The following is a 14,983-nucleotide window of genomic DNA, read 5'->3' as shown; positions in this document are numbered from 1 at the left end:
TCCATGGAACTGTTTGAACGGATCAAAACCCTCAATGCCGCCCACGGCCCATCCGGGGACGAGGGGGAGGTGCGGGAGACTATCACCCGTCTGGCCGCCCCTTACGCCGACGAGGTGACTACCGACACCCTGGGCAACCTCATCGTCCACAAGAAGGGCTCCGGCCCCCGAGTGATGCTGTGCGCCCACATGGACTCCATCGGCTTTATCGTCACCCACATCGAGAAGGAGGGTTTCCTCCGTCTGGGCCGGGTGGGCGGCATTGCCGCCAGCGAGGCCCTGTACACCCCGGTACGCTTTAAAAACGGAGTGCGGGGGGTATTTGCCAAGGAGGAGAAAGCGGAGCTCAAGGGACTCAAGTTGGACTCCTGCTATGTGGATATCGGCGCTGCCGACCAGGAGGCCATCAAGAAGCTGGTCCAGGTAGGGGATACGGCGGTATACGACACGCCCACCATTCGCAATGGGGATAAAGTAATTTCCCCTTACCTAGACAACCGCATTGCCTGCGCTGTCCTCCTGGACGTGCTGGCGCGGCTGGAGGACTGCCCCAACGACCTGTACTTGGTCTTCTCCGTTCAGGAGGAGGTGGGCCTGCGGGGAGCCAAGACGGCGGCCTGGGCCATCGACCCGGACTACGCCCTGGCAGTGGACGTCACCGACGTGGACGATACCCCCGGCAGCGAGCGCTGCGGCACTGTCCAGCTGGGCAAGGGTGCAGCTATCAAGGTAATGGATTCCTCCGTCATCTGCCACCCCGCTGTGGTCTCCGCTCTGGAGGAGGCCGCCCAGACCGCAGACATCCCTGTCCAGAAGGATATTATGCGGGCGGGCGGCACCGATGCCGGTGCCATTCACACCACCCGCCTGGGCGTGCTCACCGGAGGGGTCAGCATCCCCTGCCGGTACATCCACACCCCCGTGGAGATGGCCGACTTAAACGACGCTAAACACTGCGCCGACCTGCTGCTGGCCTTTGTGTGCCGGAAGCTGGAACCGATCAAATAAAGAAAGAATAAGGACTGAGAAGGAAAATGGCTTTACACATTAGCAAGCAAGTGCGTCAGCTGGGCGAGCAGGCCCAGGCCGAGCTGCGGGAGCAGTTTGCCCGCATTGACGCCATCGCCCAGGAGAACACCCAGCGGGTGCTGGAGGCGTTCCAGGACCACCGGGTGGCCGATGCCTACTTTGCCGGAACCACCGGCTACGGCTACGACGACCTGGGCCGGGACAAGCTGGACGAGATCTATGCCCAGATTTTCGGCACCGAGGCCGCTCTGGTGCGCATCCAGTTTGTCAACGGCACCCACGCCATCGCCAGCGCCCTGTACGGCTGCCTGAAGGCGGGGGACGTGCTGGTATCCGCTGTGGGTGCGCCCTACGATACCATGCTCGGGGTCATCGGAGTGGTGGACAAGGGCCACGGCTCTCTGAAAGACTACGGCGTCGAGTATCGGCAAGTAGAACTGCTTGACAACAAACCTGACCTGGAGGGCATGGCCAAAGCGGCCGCCGATCCCCGGGTGAAGGCAGTGCTGATCCAGCGCTCCAAGGGCTACGCCACCCGTGCTTCTTTGTCTGTGGCCGAGATCGGGGAGATGTGCAAGGTCATCAAGGCTGCCAACCCCAACGCCGCCATCCTGGTGGACAACTGCTACGGCGAGTTTGTGGAGACCCTGGAGCCCACCCATGTAGGGGCCGACCTGGTGGTAGGCTCTCTCATCAAGAACCCCGGCGGTGGCCTGGCTCCCACCGGCGGCTATATCGCTGGGCGCAAGGACTTGGTGGAGGGGGCAGCCATGCGCCTCACCGTGCCCGGCATCGGTGCTGAGTGCGGCTCCACCCTGGGCAACAACCGGCTGCTGTACCAGGGCCTGTTCCTGGCCCCTCACACGGTGGCCCAGGCGGTAAAGACCGCCGTGTTTGCCGCCCGGGTGATGGAGCTGCTGGGCTACCAGACTGAGCCCCACTCCAGCCAGGTGCGCCACGATATCATTCAGATGATCCACATGCGGGAGCCGGAGGCCCTGAAGAAGTTCTGTAAGGGCATCCAGTTCGGTGCCCCGGTGGACTCCTACGTCACCCCTGAGCCCTGGGACATGCCGGGTTACGACTGCCCCGTCATCATGGCGGCAGGCGCTTTCATTCAGGGCGCGTCCATCGAGCTGTCCGCTGATGCCCCCATGCGGGAGCCCTACACCGTCTATCTCCAGGGCGGCCTGACCTTTGAGTCCGGCCGGCTGGGCGTGCTGCTGGCGGTGGAGGAGCTGCTGGGCGAACACGAATAAGCCAAGCTTCCCGGCGCATACCCTGCCCTGAGGGGGGTGTTGGGATGCGCCGGGAAATTCGCCGCTGTATGGTGCGCTACCGTTTGCGGCATAATAGACGACAAGGAAAACAGCTTGCCCCCTTGATGATTACCTTGGGAGTCGCCGCGGTTGTGGCATTGGTATGTACCGCCGTCCTGGAGGCCCGTCTGCGCCCCATGGTGGTACTCGCCGCCCAGGCTCAGGCCCAGAATGCCATCACCGCCGTGGCCGAGGAGACGGTGGTGGAGGACCTGGCCCAGCGCGGGGTGAGCTATGATGACTTTGTCACCATCCAGCGGGACAGCAGCGGCACCATCACCGCCCTGACCACCGACATGGCTGCCCTGAATCTCCTGCGGGCTCAGCTGGTGGCCGATGTGCTGGAGGCCCTGGAGGGGGTGGACGTGTCCCAGATCCAGGTGCCTCTGGGCAGTCTGGTGGATCTGGATATTCTTTGGGGCTTAGGCCCCACCTTAAAGGTCCACGCCATGACGGTGGGCACGGTGGACGGGGAATTTTTCAGTGAGTTCACCTCCGCCGGGGTTAACCAGACCCTCCACCGCATCTGCCTGAAGCTGACCGTACCTCTGACCCTGATGCTGCCCGGCGGGGCGGTGGAGACGGTGAGCGAGACCGAGCTGTGCGTGGCCGAGACGGTGATTGTGGGCCAGGTGCCCCAGACCTATCTGGATGCCGGGCAATGAAGAAAGGGAGGAACCCATGTCAGACGCACAAGAGATCCTGGAACTGCGCCGTGAGCTCAACCAGGCCAACTACGAATACTACGTCAAGGATGACCCCACCATGTCCGACTACGACTACGACCATAAGCTGCGCCGTCTGGAGGAGCTGGAGGGGGCACACCCCGAACTGGTCACCCTCGACTCACCCACCCAGCGGGTGGGTGGCAAGGCCCTGGAGTCCTTCACCCAGGTCACCCACCGGGTGCCTCTGGAGTCCCTTCAGGACGTGTTCGACTTTGACGAGCTGCGCGCCTTTGACCAGCGGGTGCGGGGGGTAGAGCCCAAGGTAAGCTACTCCGTGGAGCCCAAGGTGGACGGCCTGTCTGTGGCGCTGGAGTACCAGGACGGCCAGTTTGTCCGGGGAGCCACCCGGGGCGACGGCCTGGTGGGCGAGGACGTGACGGAGAATTTAAAGACTGTAAAGTCTATTCCCTTGTCTATCCCTGATGTACCTGGAACTCTCATTGTCCGGGGCGAGGTCTATATGCCCAAGAAGGTGTTCCACGCCCTCAACGAGGAACGGGAGAAGCGGGGAGAGGCCCTGTTTGCCAATCCCCGCAACGCCGCCGCCGGGTCCTTGCGGCAGTTGGACCCGAAGATTGCCGCCCAGCGTCGGCTGGACATTGCGGTATTCAACATCCAGTGGGCGGAAAACGAGGACTTCCACAGCCACACTGAAGGAATCAACTACCTGGCGGACAAGGGCTTTAAGGTGATTCCCCATGTCATCTGTTCCACCATTGAGGAGGCGGTAGAGCAGGTGAAGGCCATCGGGGAGGGCCGGGAGAACTACCCCTTTGACATCGACGGGGCGGTCATCAAGGTGGACAATCTGGCCCAGCGCCAGACCTTGGGCTCCACAGCCAAGTTCCCCCGGTGGGCTGCCGCCTATAAGTACCCCCCGGAAGTAAAGCCTTCCCGCCTTACCGATATTGTGATCCAGGTGGGCCGCACCGGCGTGCTCACCCCCAAGGCGGTGCTGGAGCCGGTGCGTTTGGCCGGCACCACGGTGACCAATGCCACCCTCCACAACCAGGATTTTATCACCGAGAAGGACATCCGCATCGGCGACACCGTGCTGGTGCGCAAGGCGGGGGAGATCATCCCCGAGGTGCTGTCCGTGGTGATGGAAAAGCGGCCCGATGACGCCGTGCCCTACCGCTTCCCGGAGGTGTGCCCCGAGTGCGGCGCGCCGGTAGCCCGGGATGAGGACGGCGCCCACATCCGCTGTACCGGAGCCGAGTGTCCCGCTCAACTGCTGCGCAACCTGGCCCACTTTGCCAGCCGGGACGCCATGGACATTGAGGGTCTGGGCATCGCGGTGGTGGAGAACCTGGTGAAGGCGGGGCTGGTCAAGACCCCCGGCGACCTGTATTTCCTCCGCGAGGAGGACGTGGCCGAGCTGGAGCGCATGGGCAAAAAATCCGCCCAGAACCTGCTCTCCGCCATCGAGAAGTCCAAGAGCCAGGACCTGTCCCGGCTGCTCTTTGCCTTCGGCATCCGCCAGGTGGGGCAGAAGGCGGGCAAGATCCTGGCCCAGCGCTTCGGCTCCTTGGACAACCTCCAGGCGGCCACGGTGGAGGAGCTGACCCAGGTGGACGACATCGGCGCCATCACCGCCCAGAGCATTGTGGACTGGTTTGCCAGCCCCCAGAGTCAGCACCTCATCGCCCGCCTCAAGGAGGCCGGGGTGAACATGCAGGCCGAGCAGAAGGGGGAGGACCAGCGCTTCGCCGGCAAGACCTTTGTGCTCACCGGCACGCTGGACCGCTTTACCCGTGCCGAGGCCACCAAGATGATCGAGGACCGGGGCGGCAAGGCCGCGGGTTCCGTGTCCAAAAAGACGACTTATGTGGTGGCGGGAGAGGCCGCCGGGTCCAAGCTGCGCAAGGCCCAGGAGCTGGGGGTGCCCGTGCTTACCCAGGAGGAATTTCTGGCTCTGATGGAGTGACCTTGTTTCTCCTGGTAACATGTGCTATACTGAACCATATAATAAAAAATAGGAAGAAGGGGCTGCCATGGGGGCAAAAAAGGGTTACTTTTTTATTGTCGTCACCATCCTGATGTTCACCTCCTATGAGGTGGTATTGAAATTTATCTCTGGGCAGCTCAACTCCATGCAGCTGACTCTGTGCCGGTTTTCGGTGGGTTTCCTCATTCTGCTGCCCCTGGCCCTTCACACCCTGAAAAAGAGGGGAGAGCGGCTGGATGGCAAGAGTGTGGCCTACTTCGCCCTGCTGGGTCTCCTGGGCATCGCCCTGAGTATGCCCATCCTCCACGTGTCGGTGAACTACGCCGGCTCGTCGGTAGCGGCGGTGCTGTTTAGCTGCAACCCGGTATTTGTCACCTTTTTGGCCTTCTTTTTGCTGAAAGAGCCCATTTTGCCCCGGCATATTGCCGCCCTGGTGCTGGAGGTGGCGGGCACCATCGCCATCATCAATCCCTTCCAGACCTCGGTGAACCTGTTGGGGACAGGGCTGGCTCTGCTGTCCACCATTCTGTTCTCCTTTTACGGAGTCATGGGCAAGCGCAAGTGCGCCCAGTACGGCGGGGCAGTAGTCACCTGCTTCAGCTTCTTCTTTGGCAGCCTGATTTTGCTGGTGTTCATTCTCCTGTCCCACATTCCCGCCCTGGCGCAGATGCTCACCGGGGCTGGGCTCAGCGAGTTTGCCAACATCCCTATCTTCGCGGGGTACACCCTGCAAAACCTGCCCTACGTGCTGTTTGTGTCGGTGGGTGTGGCGGGCATCGGCTTTTGCTGCTATTTCCTTGCCATGGAGTACCAGCCCGCCAGCGTGGTCTCCCTGGTCTATTTCTTCAAGCCGGCTCTGGCGCCGGTGCTGGCCTGGATGGTTCACGGCGAGATCATCGCACCCAATATGCTGCTGGGCATCGTGCTCATCGTGGCCGGTTCTCTGTGTGCCATTATCCCGGGTATTCTGGAAGCAAAGCGAGTTTCTTTGCATAAGTAAGATATTCTACATATGAGTGAGGGGAAACATCATGTCCGTATCCAAAGTTTACTTTACTGATTTTCATACTGAGGCCTTCGGCGACGGCCTGCCTACCAAGCTGAAAAAGCTGATCAAGCGGGCCGGCATTGCCGACCTGGACCTGGAGGGTAAGTTTGTTGCCATCAAGATGCACTTCGGCGAGCTGGGCAACATCAGCTACCTGCGCCCCAACTACGCCCGTGCGGTGGTAGACGTGGTGAAGGAGCTGGGCGGCAAGCCCTTCCTCACCGACTGTAACACCATGTATCCCGGCAGCCGGAAGAACGCCCTGGAGCACCTGGAGTGCGCCTGGCAGAACGGCTTTACGCCCCTGACTGTGGGCTGCCCCATCCTCATCGGTGACGGTCTGAAGGGCACCGACGATGTGGAGGTGCCCGTGGTGGGCGGTGAGTACGTGGAGAAGGCCAAGATCGGCCGGGCTGTGATGGACGCCGACGTGTTTATCTCCCTGACCCACTTCAAGGGCCACGAGATGACCGGATTTGGCGGCACCATCAAGAACATCGGCATGGGCTGCGGCTCCCGGGCCGGCAAGACCGAGCAGCACGCCAGCGGCAAGCCCCAGATCGACCCCAAGCTGTGCCGGGGCTGCACCCGCTGCCAGAAGGAGTGCGCCAACGGCGGCCTGGTCTTTGACAAGGAAGCCCGGAAGATGACCGTGGATCAGAACAACTGCGTAGGCTGCGGCCGTTGCCTTGGCGCCTGCAACTTTGACGCCATCTACTTTGTCAACGACAACGCCAACTCCACCCTGAACTGCCGCATGGCTGAGTATACCAAGGCGGTGCTGGACGGCCGTCCCAACTTCCATATCTCTCTGGTGGTGGATGTGTCTCCCAACTGCGACTGCCACGGGGAGAACGACATCCCCATCCTGCCCAACATCGGCATGTTCGCCTCCTTTGACCCCCTGGCCCTGGATCAGGCCTGCGTGGACGCCTGCCTGGCCGCTCAGCCCATGCCGGGCAGCCAGCTGGCCAAGCATCTGGCCGACCCCAACTTCCACGACCACCACGACCACTTCACCAACTCCACCCCCGAGTCGGAGTGGAAGAGCTGCCTGGAGCACGCGGCCAAGATCGGCCTGGGCTCCCGGGAGTATGAACTGATTGAGATGTAAAGGATAGAAACTTGCCCCGTCTGGAGAGCCAGGCGGGGCGTTTTCTGTTTACTTTGCCCCGAAAGTCTGGTACAATCAAAGGGCAAAGGGAGGCTGTCATGAAAGAGAAGATCCTTTATTATTGTACCGAATGCGGAAATGAGACCCCCAAGTGGCAGGGCAAGTGCCCGGCCTGCGGGGCTTGGAATACGATTGTGGAGCGCCCGGCGGAGAAGGCCTCCAAAAAGGGACCGGTGCGCTCAGTGGGCAGCGGCCTGGGGGTGGCGGTGAACCGCCCCAAGCCCATCGCCCAGGTGGAGACCACCGACGAGCTGCGCTTTCCCACCGGAATGGGAGAACTGGACCGGGTGCTGGGCGGGGGAGCCGTGAAGGGTTCCCTGGTCCTGGTGGGCGGTGCGCCGGGCATCGGTAAGTCTACCCTGATGCTCCAGATCTGCGGCTCTCTGTGCCGGTTTGCCAGCGTGCTGTACGTCTCCGGCGAGGAATCCGAGCGGCAGATCAAGCTGCGGGCCGAACGGCTCAAAGTAGGTGGGGAGGGGCTGTACCTCCTGTCCGAGACCAGCCTGGATAACCTAGTGGATGCTGTCCACGAATTGAAGCCGGACATTCTGATTGTCGACTCCATCCAGACCCTCTACCACGGGGATTTGTCCGCCTCGCCGGGCAGCGTGAGCCAGGTGAAGGAGTGCACCATGGCCCTGATGCAGCTGGCAAAAGGGGAGGGGCTCACCATTTTTGTCATCGGCCACGTCAATAAGGAGGGCTCCATCGCCGGACCCAAGGTGCTGGAGCACATGGTCGACTGTGTGCTGTACTTCGAGGGCGAGCGGCACATGTCCTACCGCATTCTCCGGGCGGCCAAAAACCGTTTCGGTGCCACCAATGAAATTGGCGTGTTTGAGATGGAGGACGGCGGGCTCAGCGAGGTGCCCAATCCCTCGGAAACCCTGCTGGCCGGACGGCCGGAGGGCGTGCCCGGCTCCTGCGTCACCTGCGTGATGGAGGGCGTGCGTCCGGTATTGGCTGAGGTGCAGGCCCTGGTGGTACCCAGCAGCCTGGGCAATCCCCGGCGGGTGAGCAACGGCTTTGAGTATAACCGGGCCATGCTGCTGCTGGCCGTGCTGGAGAAACGAGGCGGCCTGCTGCTGGGGAACTGTGACGCCTATTTGAACGTGATCGGCGGACTGTCGTTGGACGAGCCTGCCGCCGACCTTGCCGCCATGATGGCCATGGCGTCCAGTTTTCGAGACAAGCCGGTGCCCAGCGACCTGGCCGCCATCGGTGAGGTTGGACTAACCGGAGAGCTGCGTGCCGTGAACACCTTGGGGCAGAGGCTGTCCGAGGTGCGGCGTCTTGGCTTCACCAAATGTCTGATCCCCAAGCGCACCCAGGGGAAGCTGGTAGTGCCGGAGGGGCTGGAGCTCATCCGGGTGGCTAACATCCGGGAGGCTCTGGCGGCCTTGCTGTAAGGGCTGACTAGCCAAGGGCACAAAGTTGACACAGCCATAGCCGGGCCGGCCCCAAGAGCCGGCCCGGACCAATTCACATAGCCCGTCCCGCTGATAGACGCAGGGGTCGGTGCAGTGGATCAAACTCATGGACACACACCTCCAAAAAACGGGTGTCCAAAGTATGTCCGCCGCGCCGCCGCTTTATCCGGCGGGACAGATCATCCGAAAGGAGGGGCCGCTGTGGCCTGTTTTTGGGCAAACTTATAAGTCAACAAAATAAAAATTTTGTTGACTAGAGTGGAGGCTAAAACGGCCTCTGCCCTGGATTTGCCCGATTTTGGCCGGTTTTCGGCCATCCCGGCGGCCGCCGCAATATGATAGATTATCGTACCGAAGCACCACCTATTTTACGTGATTTTCTTGTTTATCACGAGACCATTCAGGGCCACTCCCGGGCCACGGTTGACGAATACTTTCTGGACCTGCGCAGCTTTTTCCGCTTTCTCAAGCTGGACAAAGGCCGCGTGGACAAGGACACGCCGTTTGATGAGATCTCCATTGACGACGTGGATCTGGATCTGGTCCGCGGCGTTACGCTTAGCGATGTGTACGCCTATATGAACTATCTGTCCCGGGACCGTGCGGTCCATCCTAACAGTTCCGACGCCCATTACGGCCTGGCGCCTGCCGCCCGTGCCCGCAAAGCCGCCGCCATCCGTTCCTTTTATAAATATCTCTCCAGCAAGGCCAAGCTCATCACCGAAAACCCCATGCAGGACCTGGACGCGCCGCGGCTGAAAAAGACGCTGCCCCGTTACCTGAATCTGGATGAGAGCGTGGAACTGCTCAGTCATGTGGACGGCCCCAACCAGGTGCGTGATTACTGCATCCTAACTCTGTTTCTCAACTGCGGCCTGCGAATCTCCGAGCTCATCGGCCTGAACGTCACCGATGTGCGCGGTGATCAACTGCGCGTGTTAGGCAAGGGTAACAAAGAGCGTGTTCTCTTTTTGAACGAGGCCTGCCGCTCTGCCCTGGACGACTGGATGACGGAGCGCTCCACCCTCACCCTGCTGGATCAAAACGCCCTGTTTGTCACCCCCCGCAACCACCAGCGCATCACCCGGGCGGCGGTCCATAAGCTGGTAAAAAAGCACCTGTCCGCCGCGGGGCTGGACAGCACCAAGTACTCCTCCCACAAGCTGCGCCACACTGCCGCCACCCTGATGCTGCAAAACGGCGTGGACGTGCGCACCCTTCAGGAGGTGCTGGGCCACGACCACCTGAACACCACCCAGATCTACACCCACGTGGACAACGATGATCTGCGCACCGCCGCCCGGGCAAATCCCCTGGCTAAGGTGCGGAAAACAGCAAAAGAGAAGAAAAAAGACGAATCATAATAAAAAAATGCGCCGGAAACTTGGTTCTACCAAGTTTCCGGCGCATTACCTCTTCCCTATCCCCTCTTACATTTTACCTTTACTAGCTCCGTTCCCAGCCGCCAAAGGGGCAGCAAATAGAGGAAAAAGGCAAAGCAGATGCTGACCATAGGCGCTCCCACCGAGGCCAGCGGCACTCCGGCTGCGATAGACCAGGGGATCAGCGGCGCCGCTACCACCGCCGTATCCTCCAGGGCGATGGCGGTCTCCTCCCGGCTGGGCTGGGCGTCCTTGCACAGCTGGTGGGTCAGAATGATAGCCAGCGTCTGATTGCAGGCCACGGCAGAGGCCAGCACGCCGGTGCACAGCATGGCTCCGTAGGGGGTGATGCGCCGGCTGAGAGTCAGAATGGCCTGCTGCAGCCCGTCCAGCAGCCCGGTTTTTTGGAAAATGCCCGAGTAAGCCGAGGAGATGCACACGATGACGGCAACCTTCACCATAGAAATGACTCCGCCGCCGTTAAGCATGGCCCCCACCGCCTCCTCCCTGGCCTGGTAACCAAGCAGGGCGCAGTGCAGCAGCTCCACCGGCTGGACCCGCTGGAGAAGCAGGCAGATGGGAATAGCAGAGAGAATACTGGCCCCCATGGCCCACTTCACCGGCACCCGGCCCAGCGCCAGCGCGAAAATCACCAGAGCGGGCAGCAGCGCGATCCAATGCAGTTGAAATTCCGTCTCAAACAAAGCAGCCAGATCCAAAGAGGTCTGGGTGTGTGGTGTGGCCATGCCCACAAAAAGGTACAGCAGACTGGTCACCACAAAGGGCAGCCAGGCGGTGCGCAGCATGGCCCGGATGTTATCAAAGATGCTGGTCTGGGTGAGCTCCGCCACCAGCAGAGCGCTGGTGGACACAGGAGAACACCGGTCTCCGAAGAACACACCGGAGAGTACTGCGCCTCCGATCAGCACCAGAGGTACTCCCATGGCTGTGCCCAGAGTGGCGCAGATGACTCCCATGGTGGCCGCCGCGCCAAAGGCGGTTCCGGTGAGCACCGAAACCAGACAGTTAAGCAGAAAGGTCATCAAAAGGAACACCGAGGGCTGAATAAACGGCGTGGTGTAGCTGATGATGGCCGGAATGGTACCCGAGGCCCGCCACAGGGCGGTGAGCACGCCGATGAGCAGGAATGTGACCAGAATGTTCCGGGCGGTTTTGACTCCGTCCAGACACATACTCCCCAGCTCCCGCCAGACATAGCCCCGCCTGCGTCCGTAAGCCAAAAAGATGACTAATCCAACCGCCAGAGCGTACAGAATGGACCAGTTCAGAGCCACGCACATCACCAGAGCAGCACAAAACAGCAGCAGCGTCAGCGTTTCCACGTCTCCATCTCCCCTCTCTCCTGCCAATTAGCATAGCACACCCAGCTCCAAATGAAAAGAGGGCAGACAAGCGCGCCGGGAACCTGGATGTTCTCCAGATTCCCGGCGCGGTCAATCGTAAGGCATTCTGTTATGAATCTGCCCGCCGGACGGTAAGGAAATAGTGCTCTGTCTCCGCATCCAGCTCCACGGTCTTGATGCCTGCGTCCAGGTCAAAGCCGAAGTTCTGCCACAAAATTTCGATCTGTCCCCGGTCCTCCAGGGTGGCAGTCTGCTCCGTACACACGAGTTTAGAGCCCAGGGTGGTCATCAGGTCGTAGCCCCGTGTTCCCTGATTGGCCCGGTCGCAGCTATAATCGTAGCTGGCCTCTTTTTCCATGGATACGGTCACCGTGAGGCTGCCCCCGGCGGGGACCGTTACCTGGGTTTCCAGCCAGCACACCCGCTGGATGCCCTCCGCGTCGGAGGCCACATCCTCCAGCCAACCGGAACTGTATCGCGATTTTTCCTGGGCAGTCAGCCCGCCATAGGCCAGCAGCTGTTCTAAAACCACACGGTAATAGAGTTCAAAGTCCACCTGGGTTTCCCGGCCATTGGTCATCCGGGTCAGCACCTCCCGCAGCATGGTATCAAGGTCGCTCTCGTACCGCTCCACGGTGACGCCGCACCCCTCCAGCTGTGGGGTATCCTCATCCACGCCGCCGGTGACATAGCCTCCCACGGTCAGATTCTTAATGTCCTCCCCGATCACCAGCAGATAGAAAGGTTCCCCATAGTTGGACTCCCGCTCTTCCGGGATGGAGAAGCCCTGGACCATAGCGCCGCTCTCCGGATCATACCGGCAGGCATGGAAGCCATAGGTCAAAACACGGGTTTTATTGTAATCCAGATCAAAGGCTGCACGAATGGTGGGATTGGATGTCTCTCCTCTGTCCTCGGGCGCGTAGGGGTCAGTGAATTGATAGACCGTCACAGAGATTCCGCTTACATCGGGGGCCGTCCCCAGGGCACGGGCCAGATAGCTGCCGTCGGAGAGCAGATCCCGGTAGTTCTCCCAACTCTCTGGGGCATCCAGATTGATGCTGCCTCCCTCCTCGCCTTCCAGCAGACCTCCGCCCCCTTCAAACGCTCCGGCATAGGAGCCCAGATACAGATCGGTTTCCACCTCGCTCCCGTCCACAGTCAGCACCGGAAGCTCCAGGCTGTGCAGTGAGGTGACAAAGGGGTAGAGCAGGGTGATGTCCTGATCCGTTTCCCCATGGTTCGTCAGAGTATACGCGTCGGTAACCAGGATGTGGTCGTCGTACCGCTCCAGCTCCAATTCCTCATCCCACACCGGTATCCACGGGGCAAAGTCCAAGGTAATAGCCCGCTGGGCGGTGATCGTTTCATTTTCCTCCCGCAATGTCATGGGAAGCACCGGCCCGGCGTAGGACTGAAACGCAGACGCGCCGCTGGCTCCACTGTCACTGCCGCTGCGCCCGCCCAGCAGAGGCAGCAGCCGCACCACGCCCACCACCAGACACACACAGGCGGCCAGAGCGGCCCATCGTTTCCAGTGATATTTTGTTTTTCTCCTTCTGGGTTCCAGGGCCGGGTCAAGTATCTCATCGTTCAGGTGGCTGATGGCCTCAAAGAGGCGCTCGCTCTGTTTGCTCATAACACCACGCCCTCCTTCTCCAGCGCCTGGCGCAGGCTCTGGCGCAGCCGCCGCAGCCGTTGGGCCAGTCCGTTGGAGGAACAGCCTAGTCCGGCCGCCAGTTCTTTGACTGCCTCTCCGCACCAGTACCGGCGGAGAAACAAATCCCGCTCCTTCTCATCCAGAGTCCGAAGCCACCGCTCCACCGCCCGGGCCACCTCCTGGGCCTCCCACTGCTCCTCCGCGCTGGGCACCGCCGGGACGCACTCCTCCAGCTCCAACACCAACGCCTCCATTCCCCCGCCCCGCTTGGCGCTGTACCGCTGCCGCCAGCGGTCGATGGATAGGTTGCGCACGATGCGGCACAGGTAAGCCCGCAGACTGTTGGGCCGCTGAGGCGGCATGGTATTCCAGGCCCGGTGCCAGGTGTCGTTGACGCACTCCTCCGCGTCGGGCCGGCTTTGCAGAATGTTGTAGGAGACGCTGCGGCACACCGGGCCGTACTTCTCCTCCGAGGCGGTAATGGCCCGCTCCTCCCGCTGCCAATACCAGGCCACGATCTGCTTGTCCTCCATGTGGGTCCCCCCTTTTCCCTTCACCTATTCAGACGGAATTGCCCGGGGAATATGACCAAAATTCTTTCTTTTATTGTACCATGGGAGAAAAATCCTGCCAATGCTCTCGTCCCGCCATTGCGAAACGACCTTCCCTGTGCTACAATTTATCCTGATATTTGGAAATTTTTCAGAAAAGAGGGTTTATTTATGTATCCCGTCTATGTTTTGATTGCTCTGCTGCCCCCGGTGGCTATGCTGATCGTGGGTATCTGGTGGAAGGTATCTCCCCCTAAGATGGATGGAAAAGGTCTGGCCTACCGCACCCAGCTGTCTACCAAGAGCCCAGAGGCGTGGGCTTTCGCCCACAAGCACTGCGCCCGGCTGTGGGTGCGCATGGGCGTGATACTGACTGCGGCTGCGGGCATTGCTATGTACCTGCTGCGGGACCAGGACTACCAGACCTTCCTGATCTGGATCCTGGCGGGCGAGATGGCTCTGTTCTGTGTCTCCGCCTTCCTGGTGGACGCCCTGCTGAAAGCAAATTTTGAAGAATAAGTAAGAAGTGGCCCGTCCGGCATAGTCGGACGGGCCGCTTTTGTCTATGAAGCCAGGCAGACCTGGGCCAATACGGCGGCCAGTTTGGTCTGGTAGCCCTCCTGACGGAGCATCGCCTCCTCCTCTGGATTGGAGAGAAAGCCGCACTCCACCAACACCGCCGGGCAGTCCACGTGATTCATCAGGTACACATTGTCGCCGATGGGCTTGGCCTGACGGCTGTTATCGGGCTGCAAATTGGTCTGAATGGCCTGCTGGAAGGACTCCGCCAGGGCCTGGGAATCCTGGGTGGGAGCATAGAAAACCTGTGAGCCGTGGTATTGACTCTGGGAGAAGATATTCTGGTGGATACTCACCAATACCGCTCCCTCCAGTGCCTGCACGGTCTCGGCCCGGTTGTGCAGGTCGGAAACCTTCTTCTCCCGTAACGTCTCCGCCTCCTGGTCGTGCAGGGAGATATCCTCCTCCCGCATTAGGTAACTGTTTTCCCCGTAAAAGCCCAGCAGGGCGTCCAGCCGTTTGGCAATGGCCAGATTGATCTGGCTCTCCGGCACGCCGGTCACCGACACCGCACCTCCGTCTTCCCCGCCGTGCCCCGGATCGACCACCCAAACCCGCTCTCCTTCCGGCCAGGAAGCCGCCGGAGCAACCGCGCCCAGATAGGTCTGCACCAACATTCCCGCACTCAGCACCGCCAACAGCCCCGCTAAAATCAGCAGGGACCACCATCTCATCCTCTTCAACCGCACATCCCCCCTCCCCGTATTCTATGGAGCGGGGAGGTCGACTATGTATGGACCCTCCCGCCCTGAGGTGCATAGGATGCACCGG

The 14,983-nt window shown here is 61.0% G+C and carries 13 protein-coding genes; 9 read left to right on the top strand and 4 right to left on the bottom strand.

The features are described from left to right. Positions 1-3 precede the first annotated feature (3 nt). The 8 genes from ACEVJL_RS14375 (at position 4) to ACEVJL_RS14340 (ending at position 10,040) form a co-directional block, all read left to right on the top strand. Positions 4-1,008, top strand: a complete 1,005-nt coding sequence (locus ACEVJL_RS14375) for a M42 family metallopeptidase (protein ID WP_374738236.1) — start codon at positions 4-6, stop codon at positions 1,006-1,008. 26 nt (positions 1,009-1,034) lie between these two features. Further along, a complete protein-coding gene (locus tag ACEVJL_RS14370) occupies positions 1,035-2,288 on the top strand; it encodes a methionine gamma-lyase family protein (RefSeq protein ID WP_374738235.1) in 1,254 nt (417 codons plus the stop codon). Between the two features lie 44 nt (positions 2,289-2,332). Beyond that, positions 2,333-3,013 (top strand): sporulation protein YunB, encoded by a 681-nt coding sequence (gene yunB / locus ACEVJL_RS14365; protein WP_374738234.1) that lies wholly within the window; start codon positions 2,333-2,335, stop codon positions 3,011-3,013. 16 nt (positions 3,014-3,029) lie between these two features. Then, a complete protein-coding gene (ligA, locus tag ACEVJL_RS14360) occupies positions 3,030-5,003 on the top strand; it encodes an NAD-dependent DNA ligase LigA (protein WP_374738233.1) in 1,974 nt (657 codons plus the stop codon). A gap of 67 nt (positions 5,004-5,070) precedes the next feature. Further along, positions 5,071-6,024 carry a DMT family transporter gene (locus ACEVJL_RS14355; protein WP_235396728.1) on the top strand — a complete coding sequence of 318 codons (954 nt, stop codon included), beginning with the start codon at positions 5,071-5,073 and terminating at the stop codon, positions 6,022-6,024. A gap of 31 nt (positions 6,025-6,055) precedes the next feature. Then, a complete protein-coding gene (locus ACEVJL_RS14350) occupies positions 6,056-7,186 on the top strand; it encodes a DUF362 domain-containing protein (RefSeq protein WP_110440507.1) in 1,131 nt (376 codons plus the stop codon). Between the two features lie 98 nt (positions 7,187-7,284). Then, positions 7,285-8,655: a DNA repair protein RadA gene (gene radA / locus ACEVJL_RS14345; protein ID WP_325208254.1), complete on the top strand. Its 1,371-nt coding sequence runs from the start codon at positions 7,285-7,287 to the stop codon at positions 8,653-8,655. Between the two features lie 356 nt (positions 8,656-9,011). Continuing rightward, positions 9,012-10,040 carry a tyrosine-type recombinase/integrase gene (locus tag ACEVJL_RS14340; RefSeq protein WP_374738232.1) on the top strand — a complete coding sequence of 343 codons (1,029 nt, stop codon included), beginning with the start codon at positions 9,012-9,014 and terminating at the stop codon, positions 10,038-10,040. A gap of 56 nt (positions 10,041-10,096) precedes the next feature. Here the strand turns inward: ACEVJL_RS14340 and ACEVJL_RS14335 are convergent, their stop codons facing one another. From ACEVJL_RS14335 to ACEVJL_RS14325, 3 genes are all read right to left on the bottom strand, one after another. After that, positions 10,097-11,401 (bottom strand): Na+/H+ antiporter NhaC family protein, encoded by a 1,305-nt coding sequence (locus ACEVJL_RS14335; RefSeq protein ID WP_374738231.1) that lies wholly within the window; start codon positions 11,399-11,401, stop codon positions 10,097-10,099. 130 nt (positions 11,402-11,531) lie between these two features. Next, a complete protein-coding gene (locus ACEVJL_RS14330; protein WP_374738230.1) occupies positions 11,532-13,061 on the bottom strand; it encodes a hypothetical protein in 1,530 nt (509 codons plus the stop codon). Then, complete coding sequence (locus ACEVJL_RS14325; protein WP_325208250.1) at positions 13,058-13,615, bottom strand: RNA polymerase sigma factor; 558 nt, start codon at positions 13,613-13,615, stop codon at positions 13,058-13,060. Before ACEVJL_RS14325 ends, ACEVJL_RS14330 begins: the two co-directional genes overlap by 4 nt. A gap of 189 nt (positions 13,616-13,804) precedes the next feature. Here ACEVJL_RS14325 and ACEVJL_RS14320 point away from each other — a divergent pair, with 189 nt between their 5' ends. Next, positions 13,805-14,152: an SdpI family protein gene (locus tag ACEVJL_RS14320; RefSeq protein WP_325208249.1), complete on the top strand. Its 348-nt coding sequence runs from the start codon at positions 13,805-13,807 to the stop codon at positions 14,150-14,152. 44 nt (positions 14,153-14,196) lie between these two features. Here ACEVJL_RS14320 and ACEVJL_RS14315 read toward each other — a convergent pair whose 3' ends face one another. Next, on the bottom strand, positions 14,197-14,886 hold the full coding sequence (locus ACEVJL_RS14315) for an N-acetylmuramoyl-L-alanine amidase (protein WP_325208248.1): 690 nt from the start codon (positions 14,884-14,886) through the stop codon (positions 14,197-14,199). Positions 14,887-14,983: the final 97 nt, after the last annotated feature.

Source organism: Flintibacter porci (assembly GCF_041925195.1).
Classification (GTDB): domain Bacteria; phylum Bacillota; class Clostridia; order Oscillospirales; family Oscillospiraceae; genus Lawsonibacter; species Lawsonibacter porci.
The sequence above is the reverse complement of the archived record's forward strand: the minus strand, read 5'-3'. Positions and strand labels throughout refer to the sequence as shown.